The organism is Pseudomonas sp. X4 (genome assembly GCF_040784925.1).
Classification (GTDB): domain Bacteria; phylum Pseudomonadota; class Gammaproteobacteria; order Pseudomonadales; family Pseudomonadaceae; genus Aquipseudomonas; species Aquipseudomonas putida_Z.
On record NZ_CP160798.1, the window covers coordinates 546,296 to 564,027 of the forward strand.

The 17,732-nt window shown below is 62.9% G+C and carries 18 protein-coding genes; 11 read left to right on the forward strand and 7 right to left on the reverse strand.

The window, feature by feature from the left end; translation table 11 throughout:
* The first annotated feature begins 32 nt into the window (after positions 1–32).
* The 8 genes from gcl to ABX298_RS02370 all read left to right on the forward strand — a co-directional run bounded on the left by gcl (position 33) and on the right by ABX298_RS02370 (position 9,810).
* A complete protein-coding gene (gcl, locus tag ABX298_RS02335; RefSeq protein WP_015271168.1) occupies positions 33–1,808 on the forward strand; it encodes a glyoxylate carboligase in 1,776 nt (591 codons plus the stop codon).
* A gap of 68 nt (positions 1,809–1,876) precedes the next feature.
* Complete coding sequence (hyi, locus tag ABX298_RS02340) at positions 1,877–2,659, forward strand: hydroxypyruvate isomerase (protein WP_367394049.1); 783 nt, start codon at positions 1,877–1,879, stop codon at positions 2,657–2,659.
* A gap of 181 nt (positions 2,660–2,840) precedes the next feature.
* Positions 2,841–3,734: a 2-hydroxy-3-oxopropionate reductase gene (locus tag ABX298_RS02345; RefSeq protein ID WP_025340037.1), complete on the forward strand. Its 894-nt coding sequence runs from the start codon at positions 2,841–2,843 to the stop codon at positions 3,732–3,734.
* A gap of 243 nt (positions 3,735–3,977) precedes the next feature.
* Positions 3,978–5,252: a glycerate kinase gene (locus tag ABX298_RS02350; RefSeq protein ID WP_025340038.1), complete on the forward strand. Its 1,275-nt coding sequence runs from the start codon at positions 3,978–3,980 to the stop codon at positions 5,250–5,252.
* Entirely contained in the window at positions 5,249–6,664 is a 1,416-nt protein-coding gene (gene pyk, locus ABX298_RS02355; RefSeq protein WP_367394050.1) for a pyruvate kinase, read from the forward strand. The genes ABX298_RS02350 and pyk overlap by 4 nt, the downstream gene beginning before the upstream one ends.
* A 187-nt stretch (positions 6,665–6,851) precedes the next feature.
* On the forward strand, positions 6,852–7,724 hold the full coding sequence (locus tag ABX298_RS02360) for an urea transporter (protein ID WP_075045894.1): 873 nt from the start codon (positions 6,852–6,854) through the stop codon (positions 7,722–7,724).
* Between the two features lie 45 nt (positions 7,725–7,769).
* Positions 7,770–8,591, forward strand: a complete 822-nt coding sequence (locus ABX298_RS02365) for an ion transporter (RefSeq protein WP_013973544.1) — start codon at positions 7,770–7,772, stop codon at positions 8,589–8,591.
* Positions 8,592–8,808: 217 nt separating this feature from the next.
* Positions 8,809–9,810 carry a sulfate ABC transporter substrate-binding protein gene (locus ABX298_RS02370; RefSeq protein ID WP_015271174.1) on the forward strand — a complete coding sequence of 334 codons (1,002 nt, stop codon included), beginning with the start codon at positions 8,809–8,811 and terminating at the stop codon, positions 9,808–9,810.
* Positions 9,811–9,934: 124 nt separating this feature from the next.
* On the opposite strand, the gene ABX298_RS02375 is transcribed toward ABX298_RS02370, so the two are convergent.
* Both ABX298_RS02375 and ABX298_RS02380 read right to left on the reverse strand, forming a co-directional pair.
* Complete coding sequence (locus tag ABX298_RS02375) at positions 9,935–10,861, reverse strand: class I SAM-dependent methyltransferase (RefSeq protein ID WP_367394467.1); 927 nt, start codon at positions 10,859–10,861, stop codon at positions 9,935–9,937.
* 145 nt (positions 10,862–11,006) lie between these two features.
* Positions 11,007–11,903 carry a DMT family transporter gene (locus ABX298_RS02380; RefSeq protein WP_024087447.1) on the reverse strand — a complete coding sequence of 299 codons (897 nt, stop codon included), beginning with the start codon at positions 11,901–11,903 and terminating at the stop codon, positions 11,007–11,009.
* 134 nt (positions 11,904–12,037) lie between these two features.
* Between ABX298_RS02380 and ABX298_RS02385 the strand changes: the two genes are divergently transcribed.
* The 3 genes from ABX298_RS02385 to ABX298_RS02395 all read left to right on the forward strand — a co-directional run bounded on the left by ABX298_RS02385 (position 12,038) and on the right by ABX298_RS02395 (position 15,311).
* Entirely contained in the window at positions 12,038–12,475 is a 438-nt protein-coding gene (locus ABX298_RS02385; protein WP_075047026.1) for an Lrp/AsnC family transcriptional regulator, read from the forward strand.
* Between the two features lie 558 nt (positions 12,476–13,033).
* The gene (locus ABX298_RS02390; protein WP_075045895.1) at positions 13,034–14,566 is read left to right on the forward strand and encodes an NCS1 family nucleobase:cation symporter-1; all 1,533 of its coding nucleotides are present in this window, start codon (positions 13,034–13,036) and stop codon (positions 14,564–14,566) included.
* Between the two features lie 16 nt (positions 14,567–14,582).
* Positions 14,583–15,311, forward strand: coding sequence for an aspartate/glutamate racemase family protein (locus ABX298_RS02395; protein ID WP_075045896.1), 729 nt, complete (start codon positions 14,583–14,585; stop codon positions 15,309–15,311).
* A gap of 204 nt (positions 15,312–15,515) precedes the next feature.
* Here ABX298_RS02395 and ABX298_RS02400 read toward each other — a convergent pair whose 3' ends face one another.
* The 5 genes from ABX298_RS02400 to ABX298_RS02420 all read right to left on the reverse strand — a co-directional run bounded on the left by ABX298_RS02400 (position 15,516) and on the right by ABX298_RS02420 (position 17,731).
* Positions 15,516–16,178, reverse strand: coding sequence for a histidine phosphatase family protein (locus ABX298_RS02400; protein ID WP_075045897.1), 663 nt, complete (start codon positions 16,176–16,178; stop codon positions 15,516–15,518).
* A gap of 238 nt (positions 16,179–16,416) precedes the next feature.
* Entirely contained in the window at positions 16,417–16,923 is a 507-nt protein-coding gene (locus ABX298_RS02405) for a hypothetical protein (protein ID WP_075045898.1), read from the reverse strand.
* Positions 16,924–16,930: 7 nt separating this feature from the next.
* Positions 16,931–17,113 carry a hypothetical protein gene (locus ABX298_RS02410; RefSeq protein ID WP_137164507.1) on the reverse strand — a complete coding sequence of 61 codons (183 nt, stop codon included), beginning with the start codon at positions 17,111–17,113 and terminating at the stop codon, positions 16,931–16,933.
* A gap of 99 nt (positions 17,114–17,212) precedes the next feature.
* Positions 17,213–17,551: an FKBP-type peptidyl-prolyl cis-trans isomerase gene (locus ABX298_RS02415; RefSeq protein ID WP_003254365.1), complete on the reverse strand. Its 339-nt coding sequence runs from the start codon at positions 17,549–17,551 to the stop codon at positions 17,213–17,215.
* Positions 17,552–17,590: 39 nt separating this feature from the next.
* Positions 17,591–17,731: a hypothetical protein gene (locus ABX298_RS02420; RefSeq protein ID WP_157896971.1), complete on the reverse strand. Its 141-nt coding sequence runs from the start codon at positions 17,729–17,731 to the stop codon at positions 17,591–17,593.
* Position 17,732 lies beyond the last annotated feature (1 nt).

Below are 17,732 nucleotides of genomic sequence, written 5' to 3' on the forward strand. Positions count from 1 at the left end.
TATACAATTACAAAATCGATGAGGCACAAACCATGAGCAAAATGAGAGCAATCGATGCAGCCGTTCTGGTCATGCGCCGTGAAGGTGTAGATACCGCGTTCGGCATCCCGGGGGCTGCCATCAACCCGTTGTACTCGGCCCTGAAGAAAGTCGGTGGCATCGATCACGTCCTCGCTCGTCACGTCGAAGGCGCCTCGCACATGGCCGAGGGTTACACCCGTGCCAACCCGGGCAACATCGGCGTGTGCATCGGCACCTCCGGCCCAGCCGGCACCGACATGGTCACCGGCCTGTACAGTGCCTCCGCCGACTCCATCCCGATCCTCTGCATCACCGGCCAGGCCCCACGTGCCCGCCTGCACAAGGAAGACTTCCAGGCTGTCGACATCACCAACATCGTCAAGCCGGTCACCAAGTGGGCCACCACCGTTCTGGAGCCAGGCCAGGTGCCTTATGCCTTCCAAAAGGCCTTCTATGAAATGCGCACCGGCCGCCCAGGCCCGGTACTGATCGACCTGCCGTTCGATGTGCAGATGGCCGAAATCGAATTCGACATCGACGCCTACGAACCGCTGCCAGTGCACAAGCCGTCCGCCACCCGCGTACAGGCCGAAAAAGCCCTGGCCCTGCTCAATGACGCCGAGCGCCCGCTGCTGGTAGCCGGTGGCGGCATCATCAACGCCGACGCCAGCGACAAGCTGGTCGAGTTCGCCGAACTGACCGGTGTACCGGTAATCCCGACCCTGATGGGCTGGGGCACCATCCCGGACGACCACGCACAGATGGTCGGCATGGTCGGCCTGCAGACTTCGCACCGTTATGGCAACGCCACCCTGCTGAAATCCGACCTGGTGTTCGGTATCGGTAACCGCTGGGCCAATCGCCACACCGGTTCCGTTGACGTCTACACCGAAGGCCGCAAGTTCGTGCACGTGGACATCGAGCCGACCCAGATCGGCCGCGTGTTCACCCCGGACCTGGGTATCGTTTCCGACGCTGGCAAGGCACTGGACGTGTTCCTCGAAGTGGCCCGCGAGTGGAAAGCCGCTGGCAAGCTGAAGTGCCGCAAGGCCTGGCTGGAAGACTGCCAGGAGCGCAAGGCCACCCTGCAGCGCAAGACCCACTTCGACAACGTGCCGGTCAAGCCGCAGCGCGTCTACGAAGAAATGAACCAGGTATTCGGCAAGGACACCTGCTACGTCAGCACCATCGGCCTGTCGCAGATCGCCGGCGCGCAGTTCCTGCACGTGTACAAGCCACGCCACTGGATCAACTGCGGCCAGGCCGGCCCGCTGGGCTGGACCATCCCTGCCGCCCTCGGTGTGGTCAAGGCCGATCCGAAGCGCAAGGTGGTCGCGCTGTCGGGTGACTACGACTTCCAGTTCATGATCGAAGAGCTGGCGGTGGGCGCACAGTTCAACCTGCCGTACGTGCACGTACTGGTGAACAACGCCTACCTGGGCCTGATCCGTCAGGCGCAACGTGGCTTCGACATGGATTACTGTGTACAACTGGCGTTCGAGAACATCAACTCGACCGACGCCGCCACCTACGGTGTCGACCATGTCGCCGTGGTCGAAGGCCTGGGCTGCAAGGCCATCCGTGTATTCGAGCCGGCCGAGATCGCCCCTGCCCTGCTCAAGGCACAGAAGATGGCCGAAGAGTTCCGCGTGCCGGTGGTGGTCGAAGTGATTCTCGAACGTGTGACCAACATTTCCATGGGCACCGAGATCAACGCGGTCAACGAGTTCGAAGACCTGGCCCTGGTCGGCAACGACGCGCCAACCGCCATCTCGCTGCTGGACTGATCGCCTGACGCCCCCGTGCCGGCCCCTACCTGAGGGCGCCGGGGGCCTTCATTGCAAGGAGACACAACATGCCTCGCTTCGCTGCCAACCTGTCCATGCTGTTCACCGAACAGGACTTCCTGGCCCGCTTCAAGGCTGCCGCCGATGCTGGTTTCAGCGGCGTCGAATACCTCTTCCCGTACGACTTCAGCGCTGCCGAGATCAAGCAGCAGCTGGACGCCAACGGCCTGACCCAGGTGCTGTTCAACCTGCCGGCGGGCGATTGGGCCGAGGGTGAGCGCGGTATCACCTGCCACCCTGACCGCGTCGAGGAATTCCGCGCCGGTGTCGACAAGGCCATCGAATACGCCAAGGTGCTGGGCAACACCCAGGTCAACGCCCTGGCCGGCATTCGCCCACAAGGCCCGGACTGCGCCACCGTGCGCAAGACCTTCGTGGAAAACCTGCGCTACGCCGCCGACAAGCTGAAAGCCGCCGGGATCCGCCTGGTCATGGAAATGATCAACACCCGCGACATCCCCGGCTTCTACCTGAACACCACCAAGCAGGCCCTGGAAATCCAGGCCGAGGTTGGCAGCGACAACCTGTTCCTGCAGTACGACATCTACCACATGCAGATCATGGAAGGTGACCTGGCTCGTACCATGGAAGCCAACCTGAAACTGATCAACCACATCCAGCTGGCCGACAACCCCGGCCGCAACGAGCCAGGCACCGGCGAGATCAACTACCGCTTCCTGTTCGAGCACCTGGACCGCATCGGCTACCAGGGCTGGGTGGGCGCGGAGTACAAGCCGCTAACCACCACCGAAGCGGGCCTGGGCTGGCTGAAGACCCATAACGCAATCTAAGGCTGATCGGGGTCCCGTGACACATGCCTGACCCTGTGGGAGCGGGTTCACCCGCGAATGCGATGCTGGCTTCACTGCCGCTTTCGCGGGTAAACCCGCTCCCACAGAGTTTTGTGTCCAACAAGGGGGCCTGTGCAGCCTGCTCCATCGAGATTCAACAAATACAACGAGGTAATCTCTCATGGCTAAAATCGGTTTCATCGGCACCGGCATCATGGGCAAGCCCATGGCTCAGAACCTGCAGAAAGCAGGTCACAGCATCTTCGTCTCCACCCACCACGACGCTGCCCCGGCCGACCTGATCGCCGCCGGTGCCGTGGCCCTGGCCAACCCGAAGGAAGTTGCCCAGGAAGCCGAGTTCATCATCGTCATGGTCCCCGACACCCCGCAGGTCGAGAGCGTCCTGTTCGGTGACAACGGCGTGGCCGAAGGCGTGGGCCCGAACAAGGTCGTGATCGACATGAGCTCGATCTCCCCTACCGCTACCAAAGCCTTCGCCGAGAAGATCAAGGCCACCGGCGCTGCCTACCTGGACGCACCTGTGTCCGGTGGCGAAGTCGGTGCCAAGGCCGCGACCCTGAGCATCATGGTCGGTGGCTGCCCGAAAGCCTTCGAGCGCACCCTGCCGCTGTTCGAAGCCATGGGCAAGAACATCACCCGCGTCGGTGGCAATGGCGACGGCCAGACCGCCAAGGTGGCCAACCAGATCATCGTTGCCCTGAACATCCAGGCCGTTGCCGAAGCCCTGCTGTTCGCCGCCAAGAACGGCGCCGACCCGGCCAAGGTACGTGAAGCACTGATGGGCGGCTTCGCCTCGTCGAAGATCCTCGAAGTGCACGCCGAGCGCATGATCAAGGGCACCTTCGACCCAGGCTTCCGCATCAACCTGCACCAGAAGGACCTGAACCTCGCCCTGCAGGGTGCAAAGGAACTGGGCATCAACCTGCCCAACACCTCCAATGCCCAGCAAGTGTTCAACACCTGCCAGGCCCTGGGCGGCGGCAACTGGGACCACTCGGCGCTGATCAAAGGCCTGGAGCACATGGCCAACTTCTCGATCCGCGACGACAAGTAAGTAATTGTTAGCCTTCACCGGCCTCTTCGCGGGTGAACCCGCTCCCACAGGATTTACGCCGTCTTCAGCCTCTGTGAAGTCCCTGTGGGAGCGGGTTTACCCGCGAAGAAGCCAACACCGTTGAACCTGCGACCACAGCTTCAAAGGTGGCACCGAGCAACACCCGCCCCTGGTTCGGCCTGCACGGAGGCAGTTCCAGGGGCGTTTTTGATTCTGCAGAACAACAATAATTGGGAGCCTGCCATGTCGGTCGATCCGCAAAAACTTCTCCGCGAGCTGTTCGACACAGCCATCGCCGCCGCCCACCCCCGTCAAGTCCTCGAACCTTACCTGCCCGCCGACCGCAGCGGCCGGGTCATCGTCATCGGTGCCGGCAAGGCCGCAGCCGCCATGGCCGAAGTGGTCGAGAAAAGCTGGCAGGGCGAAGTCTCCGGGCTTGTTGTCACACGGTACGGTCACGGCGCCAACTGCCAGAAGATCGAGGTGGTAGAAGCTGCTCACCCGGTCCCCGATGCCGCCGGCCTGGCCGTGGCAAAACGCGTGCTGGAACTGGTCAGCAACCTCAGTGAAGACGACCGCGTCATCTTCCTGCTGTCCGGCGGTGGCTCGGCGCTGCTGGCCCTGCCCGCCGAAGGCCTGACCCTGGCCGACAAGCAGCAGATCAACAAGGCGCTGCTGAAATCCGGCGCCACCATCGGCGAGATGAACTGCGTGCGCAAGCACCTCTCGGCGATCAAGGGCGGCCGCCTGGCCAAGGCCTGCTGGCCGGCCACGGTGTACACCTATGCCATTTCCGATGTACCGGGCGACCTCGCCACGGTGATCGCCTCCGGCCCTACCGTGGCCGACCCGAGCACCTCGGCCGATGCCCTGGCCATCCTCAAGCGCTACAACATCGAAGCGCCCAAGGCCGTTATCGACTGGCTCAACAACCCAGCCTCGGAAACCGTCAAGGCCGATGACCCGGCCCTGGCCCGCAGCCACTTCCAGCTGATCGCCAAGCCCCAGCAGTCGCTCGAAGCCGCCGCGGTCAAAGCCCGCCAGGCCGGGTTCAGCCCGCTGATCCTCGGCGACCTGGAAGGCGAATCACGCGAAGTGGCCAAGGTGCACGCCGGTATCGCCCGGCAGATCGTCCAGCACGGCCAGCCGCTGAAGGCACCCTGCGTGATCCTGTCCGGCGGCGAAACCACCGTGACCGTGCGCGGCAATGGCCGTGGCGGGCGCAACGCCGAGTTCCTTCTCAGCCTCACCGAAAGCCTGAAAGGCCTGCCGGGCGTGTACGCCCTGGCCGGTGACACCGACGGTATCGATGGCTCGGAAGAAAACGCCGGCGCCTTCATGACCCCGGCCAGCTACGCCCGTGCCGAAGCCCTGGGCCTGTCGGCCAGCGACGAGCTGGACAACAACAACGGCTACGGCTATTTCGCCGCCCTGGATGCGCTGATCGTCACCGAGCCGACCCGCACCAACGTCAACGACTTCCGCGCCATCCTGATCCTCGAGACTGCCCAATCATGACGCCTGATAAAAAAGTCAAAATCCTCGCCACCCTTGGCCCTGCGATCAAAGACATCGACGACATCCGCCAACTGGTAGAAGCCGGGGTGAACATCTTCCGCCTCAACTTCAGCCACGGCGAGCACGCCGACCACGCCCTGCGCTACCAGTGGATCCGCGAAGTCGAGCAGCAACTGAACTACCCGCTGGGTATCCTCATGGACCTGCAAGGGCCGAAGCTGCGCGTCGGCCGCTTTGCCGACGGCAAGGTGCAGTTGCAACGCGGCCAGGCCCTGCGCCTGGACCTGGACAACACCCCGGGCGACAGCCGCCGGGTCAACCTGCCGCACCCCGAGATCATCGCCGCCCTCGAGCCGGGCATGGACCTGCTGCTGGACGACGGCAAGCTGCGCCTGCGCGTCACCGCCAAGCACAGCGACGCCATCGACACCGAAGTGCTGGCCGGTGGCGAGCTGTCCGATCGCAAGGGAGTCAACGTGCCGCAAGCGGTGCTCGACCTCTCCCCGCTCACCGAAAAAGACCGCCGCGACCTGGCCTTCGGCCTGGAACTGGGCGTGGACTGGGTGGCCCTGTCGTTCGTGCAGCGCCCCGAAGACATCACCGAAGCACGCCAGCTGATCGGTGACCGTGCCTACCTGATGGCGAAGATCGAAAAGCCATCGGCAGTCGAACAGCTGCAAGCCATCGCGGAGCTTGCGGATGCGATCATGGTGGCCCGTGGCGACCTGGGCGTGGAAGTGCCGGCCGAAAGCGTGCCGCAGATCCAGAAACGCATCATCGGCACCTGCCGCCAACTGGGCAAACCGGTGGTGGTGGCCACGCAGATGCTCGAATCCATGCGTTTCTCGCCAGCGCCGACCCGCGCCGAAGTCACCGATGTGGCCAACGCCGTGGCCGAAGGTGCCGATGCGGTGATGCTGTCGGCCGAGACTGCCTCGGGTGAGTACCCGCTGGAAGCCGTGCAGATGATGAGCAAGATCATCCGCCAGGTGGAGAACGGCCCGGACTACCAGGCCCAGCTCGACGTTGGCCGGCCGAAGGCCGAAGCCACCGTGTCGGACGCCATCAGCTGCGCCATCCGCCGTATCAGCGGCATCCTGCCGGTGGCAGTGCTGGTCAACTACAGCGAGTCGGGCGCCTCGACCCTGCGCGCGGCCCGCGAGCGGCCACGGGCCCCGATCCTCAACCTGACCCCGAACCTGACCACTGCGCGCCGCCTGAGCGTAGCGTGGGGCGTGCACTCGGTGGTCAACGACCGCCTGCGCCAGGTGGACGAGGTCGTTTCCACTGCGCTGGAGATTGCCCAGGCACAAGGCATGGCCAGCCGTGGCGACACGCTGCTGATCACTGCCGGTGTGCCTTTTGGCAAGCCAGGGTCGACTAACACGCTGCGGATCGAGACCTTGATCTGACCGCATCGCCGGCAAGCCGGCTCCCACAGGGATCGCACCACTTCAAAGGCCTGTGCAATCCCTGTGGGAGCTGGCTTGCCGGCGATTGGAGGGCAAAGCCCTCCTTGTACACAGAAACACCAGACCTGCGGAAAACCCGAGGCCCAAAGAGGCCCACCGCTCCCCATCAACCTCACTGACTGCCCCGATGTACACCAAAAATTTCGTCAACCCGTGCCCCGACTGGGCCACGGCGTTACTCAACGGCTTCAGCCAGGTGCTGCTGCTGCGCACCCCCCTGTGCGGCCTGTGCTGCCTGCTGGCCATCCTGCTGACCGCCCCCGGCCTGGTCGGTGGTGCCCTGCTCGGTGCCCTGGCCGGCCTGCTCACCGCCCAGGCACGCGGCTACGACCGTGCCGACCGCCAGGCCGGGCTGTACTGCTACAACGGCGTGCTGATCGGCATCCTGATCAGCGCCGTGCTGCCCTGGTCGGTCATCCTGCCGCCACTGATCATCGCCGCTGGCGGCCTGTCCAGCATCATCACCCACCAGTGGCGCAAGCGCGGCGGCAAGCTGCTGATCGCCTACACCGCACCCTTCGTGCTGCTGGGCTGGGCCGTATTGCTGATAGCCAGCCCCTCGCCCAGCGGCTTCGTCGAAGCCGACCCGCTGTACGCGTTGGCGCGCGGCGTGGGCCAGATCTTCCTGCTCGACCAGCCGCTGGCCGGTCTGCTGATCATCATCGGCATGTTCATCGCCAACCCTTATGCCGCAATGTGGGCGGTGATCGGCTCGGCCATCGGCGGCGGCGTGGCACTGTTCGCCGACCAGGCGCAAGCCGCCTGGCTGGGCCTGTACGGCTTCAACGCCGCGCTGGCGGCACTGGCGTTCAGCAGGCAAGGTGAAAAGCCGTGGGTGACACTGCTGGCCATTGCCCTGGCCCTGCTACTGCAACCGCTGTTCAAGCTGCTACCGGTGCCCGGCCTGACCGCGCCCTTCGTCGCCGCCTGCTGGCTGATGCACCTGGGCAACCACCTGGCCCAGCCCAGGCAGCGTGACGCCAGCCGCTTGCACAGCTGAAATGCAGCCCCTAGGCTCAGCCCATCACTTTTGTGGAACGAGCCAATGAACAACCCTGCGAGCCTGCGCGAGCAGCTCTACATCATCGTCTTCCAGACCGATACCGTGGCTGGAAGACGCTTCGACAAGATCCTCCTGCTGATCATCCTGGCCAGCCTGGTTACCGTCATCCTCGACAGCATCGACGAAGTGCACCAGGGCTACGCCGGTCTGCTGGCCGGCATCGAGTGGGGCTTTACCGCGATCTTCCTGGCCGAGTACCTCACCCGCCTGTACTGCTCGCCCAAGCCGCTGCGCTATGCCTTCAGCTTTTATGGCCTGGTCGATCTGCTGGCGATCGTGCCGGGGATCATCGCGCTGTACTACAGCGACGCCCAGTACCTGCTGATCATTCGCGTGATACGGATGCTGCGGATCTTCCGTGTGCTCAAGCTCAGCCCGTACCTCAAGCAGGCCCATTACCTGATGGAGGCGCTGCGCGGCAGCAAGCAGAAGATCATCGTGTTCCTGGTGACGGTATCGACCCTGGTGACGGTGTTCGGCACCTTGATGTATGTGATCGAAGGGCCTGAGCACGGCTTTACCAGCATTCCCAAGGGCATCTACTGGGCCATCGTTACCCTGACCACGGTAGGCTTTGGCGACATCGTGCCGAAGACCCCGCTGGGGCAGGTGCTGTCGTCGCTGGTGATGATTACCGGTTATTCGATCATCGCCGTACCGACCGGGATCTTTACCGCCGAGCTGGCCAATGCCATGCGCGGGGAGCAGCTGCAGCATGATTGCCCGACCTGCAGCAAGAAGAGCCATGAGCATGGCGCAGCGTTCTGTTCGCGGTGCGGGAATGTGCTGTTTCCCAAGCAATGATGTCGCCTTTACTGGCCCTATCGCCGGCAAGCCAGCTCCCACAGTGACTGCACAATGCCCAAGACCTGTGCAGTACCTGTGGGAGCTGGCTTGCCGGCGATAGGGCCAGTACAGGCGGCAGCATAACCAAAGTAGTTTTAGTTCTTTAACCGTTACAAACCCACCCGCTATAGTCGCAGGCAAACTGCCAACACCTTCTCGATAACAAGGAAGCAACGTGAAAAAACTCTTCACCGCCTCGCTGCTCGCCGCAGGCCTTGCCCTGGGCAATTTCGCCCAGGCCGCCCCCACCCTGCTCAACGTTTCCTACGACGTGATGCGCGACTTCTACAAGGACTACAACCCGGCCTTCCAGAAGCACTGGGAAGCCGAGCACAACGAGAAGGTCAACGTGCAGATGTCCTTCGGCGGCTCGAGCAAGCAGGCGCGAGCGGTGATCGATGGCCTGCCGGCCGATGTCATCACCATGAACATGGCCACCGACATCAACGCCCTGGCCGACAACGGCAAGCTGGTGCCGGACAACTGGGTAACCCGCCTGCCGAACAACAGCGCGCCGTTCACCTCGGCCACTGTGTTCATCGTGCGCAAGGGTAACCCCAAGGCGTTGAAAGACTGGCCCGACCTGCTCAAGGATGGCGTTCAGGTGATCGTGCCAAACCCCAAGACCTCGGGTAACGGCCGCTACACCTACCTGTCGGCCTGGGGCTATGTGCTCAAGCAAGGCGGTGATGAAAACAAAGCCAAGGACTTTGTCGGCAAGCTGTTCAAGCAGGCGCCGGTATTGGACACCGGTGGCCGCGCCGCCACCACCACCTTCATGACCAACCAGATCGGCGACGTGCTGGTGACCTTCGAGAACGAAGCCGAAATGATCGCCCGCGAGTTCGGCCGCGACCAGTTCGAAGTGGTCTACCCGAGCGTGTCGGCCGAAGCCGAGCCGCCGGTCAGCGTGGTCGACAAGGTGGTGGCGAAGAAAGGCACCCAAGCCGCGGCCGAGGAATACCTGAAGTACCTGTGGTCGCCAGCCGCCCAGGAAATCGCCGCACAGAACTACCTGCGCCCGCGTGATGCGACGGTACTGGCCAAGTACACCGACCGCTTCCCGAAAGTGGACTTCCTGTCGGTGGAGAAGACCTTTGGTGACTGGCGCACCGTGCAGAAGACCCACTTCAATGATGGTGGGGTGTTTGACCAGATCTACACCAACAATCAGTAATTGATGTAAGCCTTACCGGCCTCTTCGCGGCTAAAGCCGCTCCCACAGGAACCCCACAGCCCTCAGGTTTTGCACTGTACTTGTGGGAGCGGGTTTACCCGCGAAGAGGCCAGCAAGGGCAACATCAGACCTGACGGAATACCAGGGCCTTCAAGCCCCCCGCCGGGTCCACGTCAGGAAACTCCGGCGGGTTCTCCAGCCGCTCGACGAATGCCAGCGACGGCGCCTGCTCCGCCATCCCATCGATCAGAAACTCCGGCCCGATGCCCGGGTCGTTCACGCACGCCAGCACCGTCCCGCCCTCGCTCAACAACTCCGGCAAGCGCCGCAGGATCTTCGCGTAATCCTGGGTCAGCACAAAGCTGCCGCGCTGGAAGGTCGGCGGGTCGATGATGATCAGGTCATAAGGCCCGTACTTGCGCACCTTGCCCCAGGACTTGAACAGCTCGTGCCCCAGGTACGCCACCCGCGACGCATCGTGGCCATTGAGGCGATGGTTATCGCGGCCCCGGGACAACGCCGACTTGGCCATGTCCAGGTTCACCACCTGCTCGGCGCCACCGGCAATCGCCGCCACCGAGAAACCGCAGGTGTAGGCGAACAAGTTCAGCACGCGCTTGCCCGCCGCCTGCTCGCGCACCCAGCGCCGACCATAGCGCATGTCGAGGAACAGGCCATTGTTCTGCCGCACGCCCAGGTCCAGCAGGTAGGTCAGCCCATCCTCGACCACCTCGCGCTGCTGGCACGGCTCGCCCAGCAGCCACTGGCCCGGGCTGTCGGGCAGGTACCGATGCTGGAGAAGGATGGCTTGACCAGTCCACTGCGGGCGCTCGGCGAGAGTACGCAGCATGGCCTCCAGTTCGGCCAGCTGGCCTTGCGCCGGCTCGCGGAACAGGGCGACCGACAGCACGCCTTGCAGCCAGTCGACGGTGACCTGCTCCAGGCCCGCCCAGCAGCGGCCGCGGCCGTGGAACAGGCGACGGGTTTCCTGCGGGGCAGGGTCGAGGGCGGCGAGCAGGTGTTGCTCCAGAGTCTGGATCGGCGAAGTCATCATGGGTCGCAAGCTGGTAAAAGCGGCATTCTACCTTGCGGGCCCTTTCGCGGGTAAACCCGCTCCCACAGGATCACCACAGGCCCGAACCGTGTGCAGCACCTGTGGGAGCGGGTTTACCCGCGAAAGGGCCCGCAAGACCACCTCATTCCTCTGCCACAACCCGCGCTGGCCTGAACCACCACCCCTGCTGCATCCCTGCCGCCGCCAGCAGGATCAACGCCACCCCCAGCCACTGCAACGGTGCCAGCCGGTGCCCGAACGCCACCCAGTCCACCAGAATCGCCGCAATCGGGTAGATGAACGACAGTGCCCCGGTCAGCGCCGTGGGCAGGCGCTGGATGGCGCTGTACAGCAACACATACATCAAGCCGGTGTGCACCATGCCCAAGGTCACCAGGCTGGCCAGCGCCGGCACTTCACCCGGCAACCCGCCAAGCTTGACCCACGGCGCCAGCAACAGCACACCCGTGGCCACCTGGATCAGCGCGATCAGGTGCGGTGGCGTGCCACTCAGGCGCTTGATGATCAACGCCGCGATGGCATACAGGAAGGCCGCCCCCAGCGCCAGCGCAATGCCCAGCAAATAGTCCTCACCGCCACCCTGCCCCGCGCCATGGGCACTGACGATGGCCAGCATGCCGAGGAACGCCACGCTCAGCCAGGTGACCTTGGCCAGGGTGATCTTCTCGCCCAGGAATACCGCCGCCAGCCCCACCAGCATGAACGGCTGCACGTTGTACACCGCCGTGCCGATGGCAATCGACGCCCGCGAGTAGGAGGCGAACAGCAGCACCCAGTTGCCAACGATGGCCACACCGCTGGCAATCGCCAGCAGGAACGCCGTGCGGCTGATCACGCCCGGCCGCAGGAAGCCGAACCCCGCGCAGATCGCCAGCAAGGTCACGGCACCGAACACGCAGCGCCAGAACACCACCTCGAGCACCGGCTGGCCGGACACCAGCACGAACCAACCGATGGTCCCGGAAATCAGCATGGCAGCGACCATTTCCAGCGAGCCACGACGCAATGAACTGTCCATCTCACACCTCCTGTTGAAGACGGCAACAGTATGCAAAGGTTGCTGGCCGGCCTTCCAGCGGATAACGAAGGAAGATTGGCATGTTTGCCTTTACTATCAAGGCAAATCACACGAACTACCTGCTTGAGGTGACCATGACCGATGCCATCGACCAACTGCTGATCAACGCGCTCATGGAAGACTCGCGCCGCTCGCTCAAGGCCCTGGCGCAAATCAGCGGGCTGTCGGCACCCAGCGTCAGCGAACGCCTGCGCCGCCTGGAGGAACGCGGCGTGTTGCGCGGTTACACCGTAGAGGTCGACCCGCGCGCCTTCGGCTACCAGCTGCAGGCCATCGTGCGCATCCGCCCGCTACCCGGGCAGCTGCAGGAGGTGGAACGGCAGATCGTCGCCATTCCCGAGTTTACCGAGTGCGACAAGGTTACTGGCGAGGACTGCTTCATCGCTCGGCTGCATGTGCGCTCGATGGAGCAGCTGGATACCCTGCTCGACCGCATCAATGTGCTGGCCGAGACCAACACCGCCATCATCAAGAAAAGCCCGGTGAAGCGGCGGTTGCCGCCGATGGATTGAGTTTAGCCTGTACGGGCCTCTTCGCGGGTAAACCCGCTCCCACAGGATCTCGACGGGCCTGAATGCTGTGGAGTACTTGTGGGAGCGGGTTCACCCGCGAAGAGGCCGGCACAGGAAAAAGCTGACTAATTTTTGTACACAAGAATGTCACCTTAAGTGCCGTTTTTGTGTGCACTTTCCAAAATCACGCCCCAATACGTTACACACTTCCCACAACTTATTTTGACCAAATGATCAACTAAATCATCCTCGAAAAATTTAAACCTGTTCATTTGGTCAACTTATATCCCCTTCATTTCATCAACTTATATTTCAACAAGATAGATTCGAAATGATGGCCAGCTGAAGTTTGCTTTTTCCTTGGCATGGAACTCGCTTTTGTGTGTTCGTGTTTTGTATACAAACCAAGCAAAACATAAATACACAAGAACCCGCGACGCCGACCCAACATCGGCCGCCGCGCCCCAAACCCTGAGATGCCAACGCTGCACCGACGAGATGGCGAGCCCGTGCGCATGCCCGCTCATCGCAGTCCACGTGCATCAGGAGCCCGCCGGAATGAGTACCAGCCTCGACCTTGCCCCTGAACTATCCGTCGCCAGCACCCACCCCGCTTCCCCTCTCGCCGGCAGCCAGCCGGAACTTGCCCTGAGCCCGCGCCTGCATAACCGCGACCTCGCCCCGACGCGCATCGAAGGCCGCCGCTGGGGCGGCTACAGCATCTTCGCGCTGTGGACCAACGATGTGCACAACATCGCCAACTACTCGTTCGCCATGGGCTTGTTCGCCCTCGGCCTGGGTGGCTGGCAGATCCTGCTGTCGCTGGCCATCGGCGCGGCGCTGGTGTACTTCTTCATGAACCTGTCCGGCTACATGGGGCAGAAGACCGGCGTGCCGTTCCCGGTCATCAGCCGCATCGCCTTCGGCATCCACGGCGCGCAGATCCCGGCGCTGATCCGCGCGGTCATCGCCATCGCCTGGTTCGGCATCCAGACCTACCTGGCTTCGGTGGTGCTGCGCGTGCTGCTCACCGCCGTATGGCCGCAAATGGCGGCCTATGACCATGACAGCATCCTCGGCCTGTCGAGCCTGGGCTGGGCATGCTTCGTGTCGATCTGGCTGGTGCAGCTGGTGATCCTGGCCTACGGCATGGAGATGGTGCGCCGCTACGAGGCCTTTGCCGGCCCGGTGATCCTGCTGACCGTCGCCGCCCTGGCGGTGTTCATGTACTTCAAGGCCGACGCCCGCATCGCCTGGTCGGTGGCCGAACCGCTGACCGGCTACGAGATGTGGCGCAACATCTTTGCCGGCGGCGCGCTGTGGCTGGCGATCTACGGCACCCTGGTGCTGAACTTCTGTGACTTCGCCCGCTCCTCGCCATGCCGCAAGACCATCCGCGTCGGCAACTTCTGGGGCCTGCCGGTGAACATCCTGGTGTTCGCCGTGATCACCGTGGTGCTGTGCGGCGCGCAGTTCCAGATCAACGGCCAGATCATCGACAGCCCTACCCAGATCGTCGCCGCCATCCCCAGCACAGCGTTCCTGGTACTGGGCTGCCTGGCCTTCCTGATCGTCACCGTGGCGGTGAACATCATGGCCAACTTCGTCGCCCCGGCCTTCGTCCTCAGCAACCTGGCACCGCGTCACCTGAACTTCCGCCGCGCCGGGCTGATCAGCGCCACCCTGGCAGTGCTGATCCTGCCGTGGAACCTCTACAACAGCCCGCTGGTGATCGTGTATTTCCTGTCCGGCCTGGGTGCCCTGCTCGGCCCGCTGTACGGGGTGATCATGTCCGACTACTGGTTGCTGCGCAAAGGCTGCATCAACGTGCCGCAGCTGTACAGCGAAGACCCGGCTGGCGCCTACCACTACACCAAGGGCATCAACCTGCGCGCGGTGGCCGCCTTCGTGCCGGCCGCACTGCTGGCCATCGTCCTGGCCCTGGTGCCCAACTTCCATGGCGTGGCGCCGTTCTCCTGGCTGATCGGTGCCGGCATCGCCGCCGCCCTGTACCTGCTTATCGCCCCACGCAAACGCCAATACCACGACGTCAGCGGCGAATGCATCGCCGTTGACCACAGCAGCCATTGACCAGGGAGGACTACCCATGCGCATTCTGATCGCCAACGTCAACACCACCGAAGCCATCACCGAAGCCATTGCTGAACAGGCCCGTACGGTGGCCGCACCCGGCACCGAAATCATCGGCCTCACCCCATGGTTCGGTGCCGAGTCGGTGGAAGGCAACTTCGAAAGTTACCTGGCCGCCATCGCGGTGATGGACCGGGTGCTGGCCTACGAAGGCCCTTACGACGCCGTGATCCAGGCGGGTTACGGCGAACATGGCCGCGAAGGCCTGCAGGAACTGTTGAACGTGCCGGTGGTGGACATCACCGATGCCGCCGCCAGCACGGCGATGTACCTGGGCCATGCCTACTCGGTGGTGACCACCCTGGACCGCACCGTGCCGCTGATCGAGGACCGCCTGAAGCTCTCCGGCCTGTATGACCGCTGCGCATCGGTACGCGCCAGCGGGCTGGCGGTGCTGGAGCTGGAAGCCGACCCGCAGCGCGCCGTGGAGGCGATTGTCGAGCAGGCAGAACGCGCCGTGCGCGACGACAAGGCCGAGGTGATCTGCCTGGGGTGCGGCGGCATGGCCGGGCTGGACGAGCAGATCCGCCAGCGCACCGGCGTGCCGGTGGTGGATGGTGTGAGTGCGGCGGTGACCATAGCCGAATCGCTGGTGCGCATGGGCTTGAGTACCTCCAAGGTACGTACCTATGCCACGCCACGGGCGAAGAAAGTGGTGGGTTGGCCGGTGCGGTTCGGGCGTTAGGCATCTTTCGCCTGACCTGGCCTCTTCGCGGGTAAACCCGCTCCCACAGGGACCGCATTGCTCTCAGGGCCTGTGCAGTACTTGTGGGAGCGGGTTTACCCGCGAAGAGGCCGGTCCTGCCGAAGCATCATTCTGGCCAACCGCTGTGTACTCAACTTCATCGTCACTCTGTTCAGGGCTTCCTGGCAGAGCAGTACCAGCGGATCAGGTCGGGCAGCTATGCGCACCATCATTCAGGCCCTGACGCACGTTGCGGCTGAGCAGGCTGGCCTTGCCGTCGTGCCAGGTAAGGGTCAGGACGTAGAGGGTGTCGAAGTCGTCGCCGCTCCAGTCCTCGGTGATTACCCGCTCCTCACCGAGGGCCTTGCCAGCCACGGTATTGATCAGGTCAGGGAGGTAGCCATGCGACCAGGCGGTGTACACGGTCGCGTTACGGTACTTGTCGCGCAGCAGCTCTTCGGCCAGCGCGTCGGTGTCGTTGGCGCCATAGTCGATGTTTACAGGCAGGCCCAGGCGAATGGCGCTGGGGCTGATGGTCATCAGCGGGCGAATGTAGCTGTAGCTTTCGTCCTTGCTGCCTTCCTCGACATGCCGCGAGGGGTTGGCAGCGAATACGTAGTCGGCCTTGCCAAAGCGCTCGGGCAGCACGGTAGCCAGGTCCAGCGCACGGTTGAGGCCCTGGCAGTTCAACTGGCCCAGCCCCTCGCCCGGCTTCTCGGCGTGGCGCAGAAACACAAGGGTCTGGGTGCCATCCACCGGTTGCGCCCGGCTTTCGACAGCTTCCAGCGCCAGCGGTACGGCTATGGCTGTAAGCGTCAGGCTCAGCAACCAGTGACGACGACGGCGGAAGAATGTTGGCAACTTCATCAAGACAGGCCCATGTGGCAGAAAGAATCGGGTAGACCCGCCACATCACCCCGCCAACAGCACCGCGGGGCATCCTTGTAGTGAATGCCGTCCATGGCAACGAGTGAGGGTGAGAGTGCCCTGAACCCGTTTGGTTCCTCCCTGGAGGTGGATGCCGTTCCCTAGGCAAGGCTTAGATTAGAGGATGGGTGTTGCTGAAATGTGTCCGTTCGTTACTCGTTGCTCTCGCTGATTACCGTTACGGTGGCCCGGCTGCTTCTTCCATAGAGACTGAATCGAGAATGGTTACATCAAATACCTGCTCGATAACCTGCTTCGGGCCTTGATTCAGACTCCAGGTAAAGAACACCAGAAAGCCCAGCAAGAACACGAAGAGAACCGAGCCCACGAGACTTTGTGCCACACCCGACCAAAATCCTGGTTTGGCTTGCCTGACTTCGCTGCTCGCTTTATCGGAATAGTACTGTTCAAGCTCCACAGCTTGCGCCGCGATCGAGGCATCAAGAAAGCCTTGAGCGAGTTGGCTGGCCTGATTGCGGTAGCTCTCGATCTGCGAGGGGCTGTTGCTGACATCATGGAAAGGGGCCAAGTCTTCATCCTTCGGCTCCCGGTCATGCTTTATCTTGAAAGCCTGGATAAACTCGATTTTCTGCCTCTTGTACAACGAATAGGCAATGATACCGAGTGTATCTTGCTCATTCTCTACAAGCACCGAGTATATGTGGTTGTAACAGCCATCGGCCATATGGCTCTTACCCTTTGCGCAGGCGGGAATACGCAGCCGCGAATGCTGCCTTCAGTTCCGAACGGGTTTTTCGGGAGTTGGTAACCACACTCGCCAGTTCGCGTGGTAACGAGATTTCCATTCGCGCGCCTGATGCCACCAGCAGCGCGTTCGCTTCGCGTACCACCCGAGAGGAAAAATGCGATTTCATGGATAGGCTACCCTCTTCACTCAATGAGTCTGCAAGGTTAGCCGTACCTGGGAGACGCCTCAATCAGACACTGGCCGACAGCGCGTGTAGTCCTTTTCCTCAATCATCCCGCGTCAGCACTTCCAGCAATTCGATCTCGAAGGTCAAATCCGAATTCGGCGGAATCGCCCCCACGCTGCGTTCGCCATAGCCCAGGTGCGCCGGTACCAGCAGCTTGCGCTTGCCGCCAACGCGCATGCCCATCAGGCCTTGATCCCACCCCTTGATTACCCGACCCGTGCCGATCACGCACTGGAACGGCTTGCCGCGCGACCAGGACGAATCGAACTCGCTGCCGTCGGCCAGCCAGCCGGTGTACTGGGTGGTGATCAGGGCGCCTTTGACGGCGGCTTTGCCATCCCCTTCCACAAGGTCGATGATCTGCAGTTCTTGGCTCACGAGGCACACTCCAACGCTGGAAACAAAGCCGCCCTTTTCTCAGGAATGCACCGGTTTGGCAAGTTCGCGTGGCGTCTCATGCTGGCGCATCGACCACAGCACGCCGCCAATCACCAGCACGATCGCCGCTGCTTCCAGCAGGCTCGGCCCGGTCTGCCGCCAGAGGAAGGCACCAGGCACA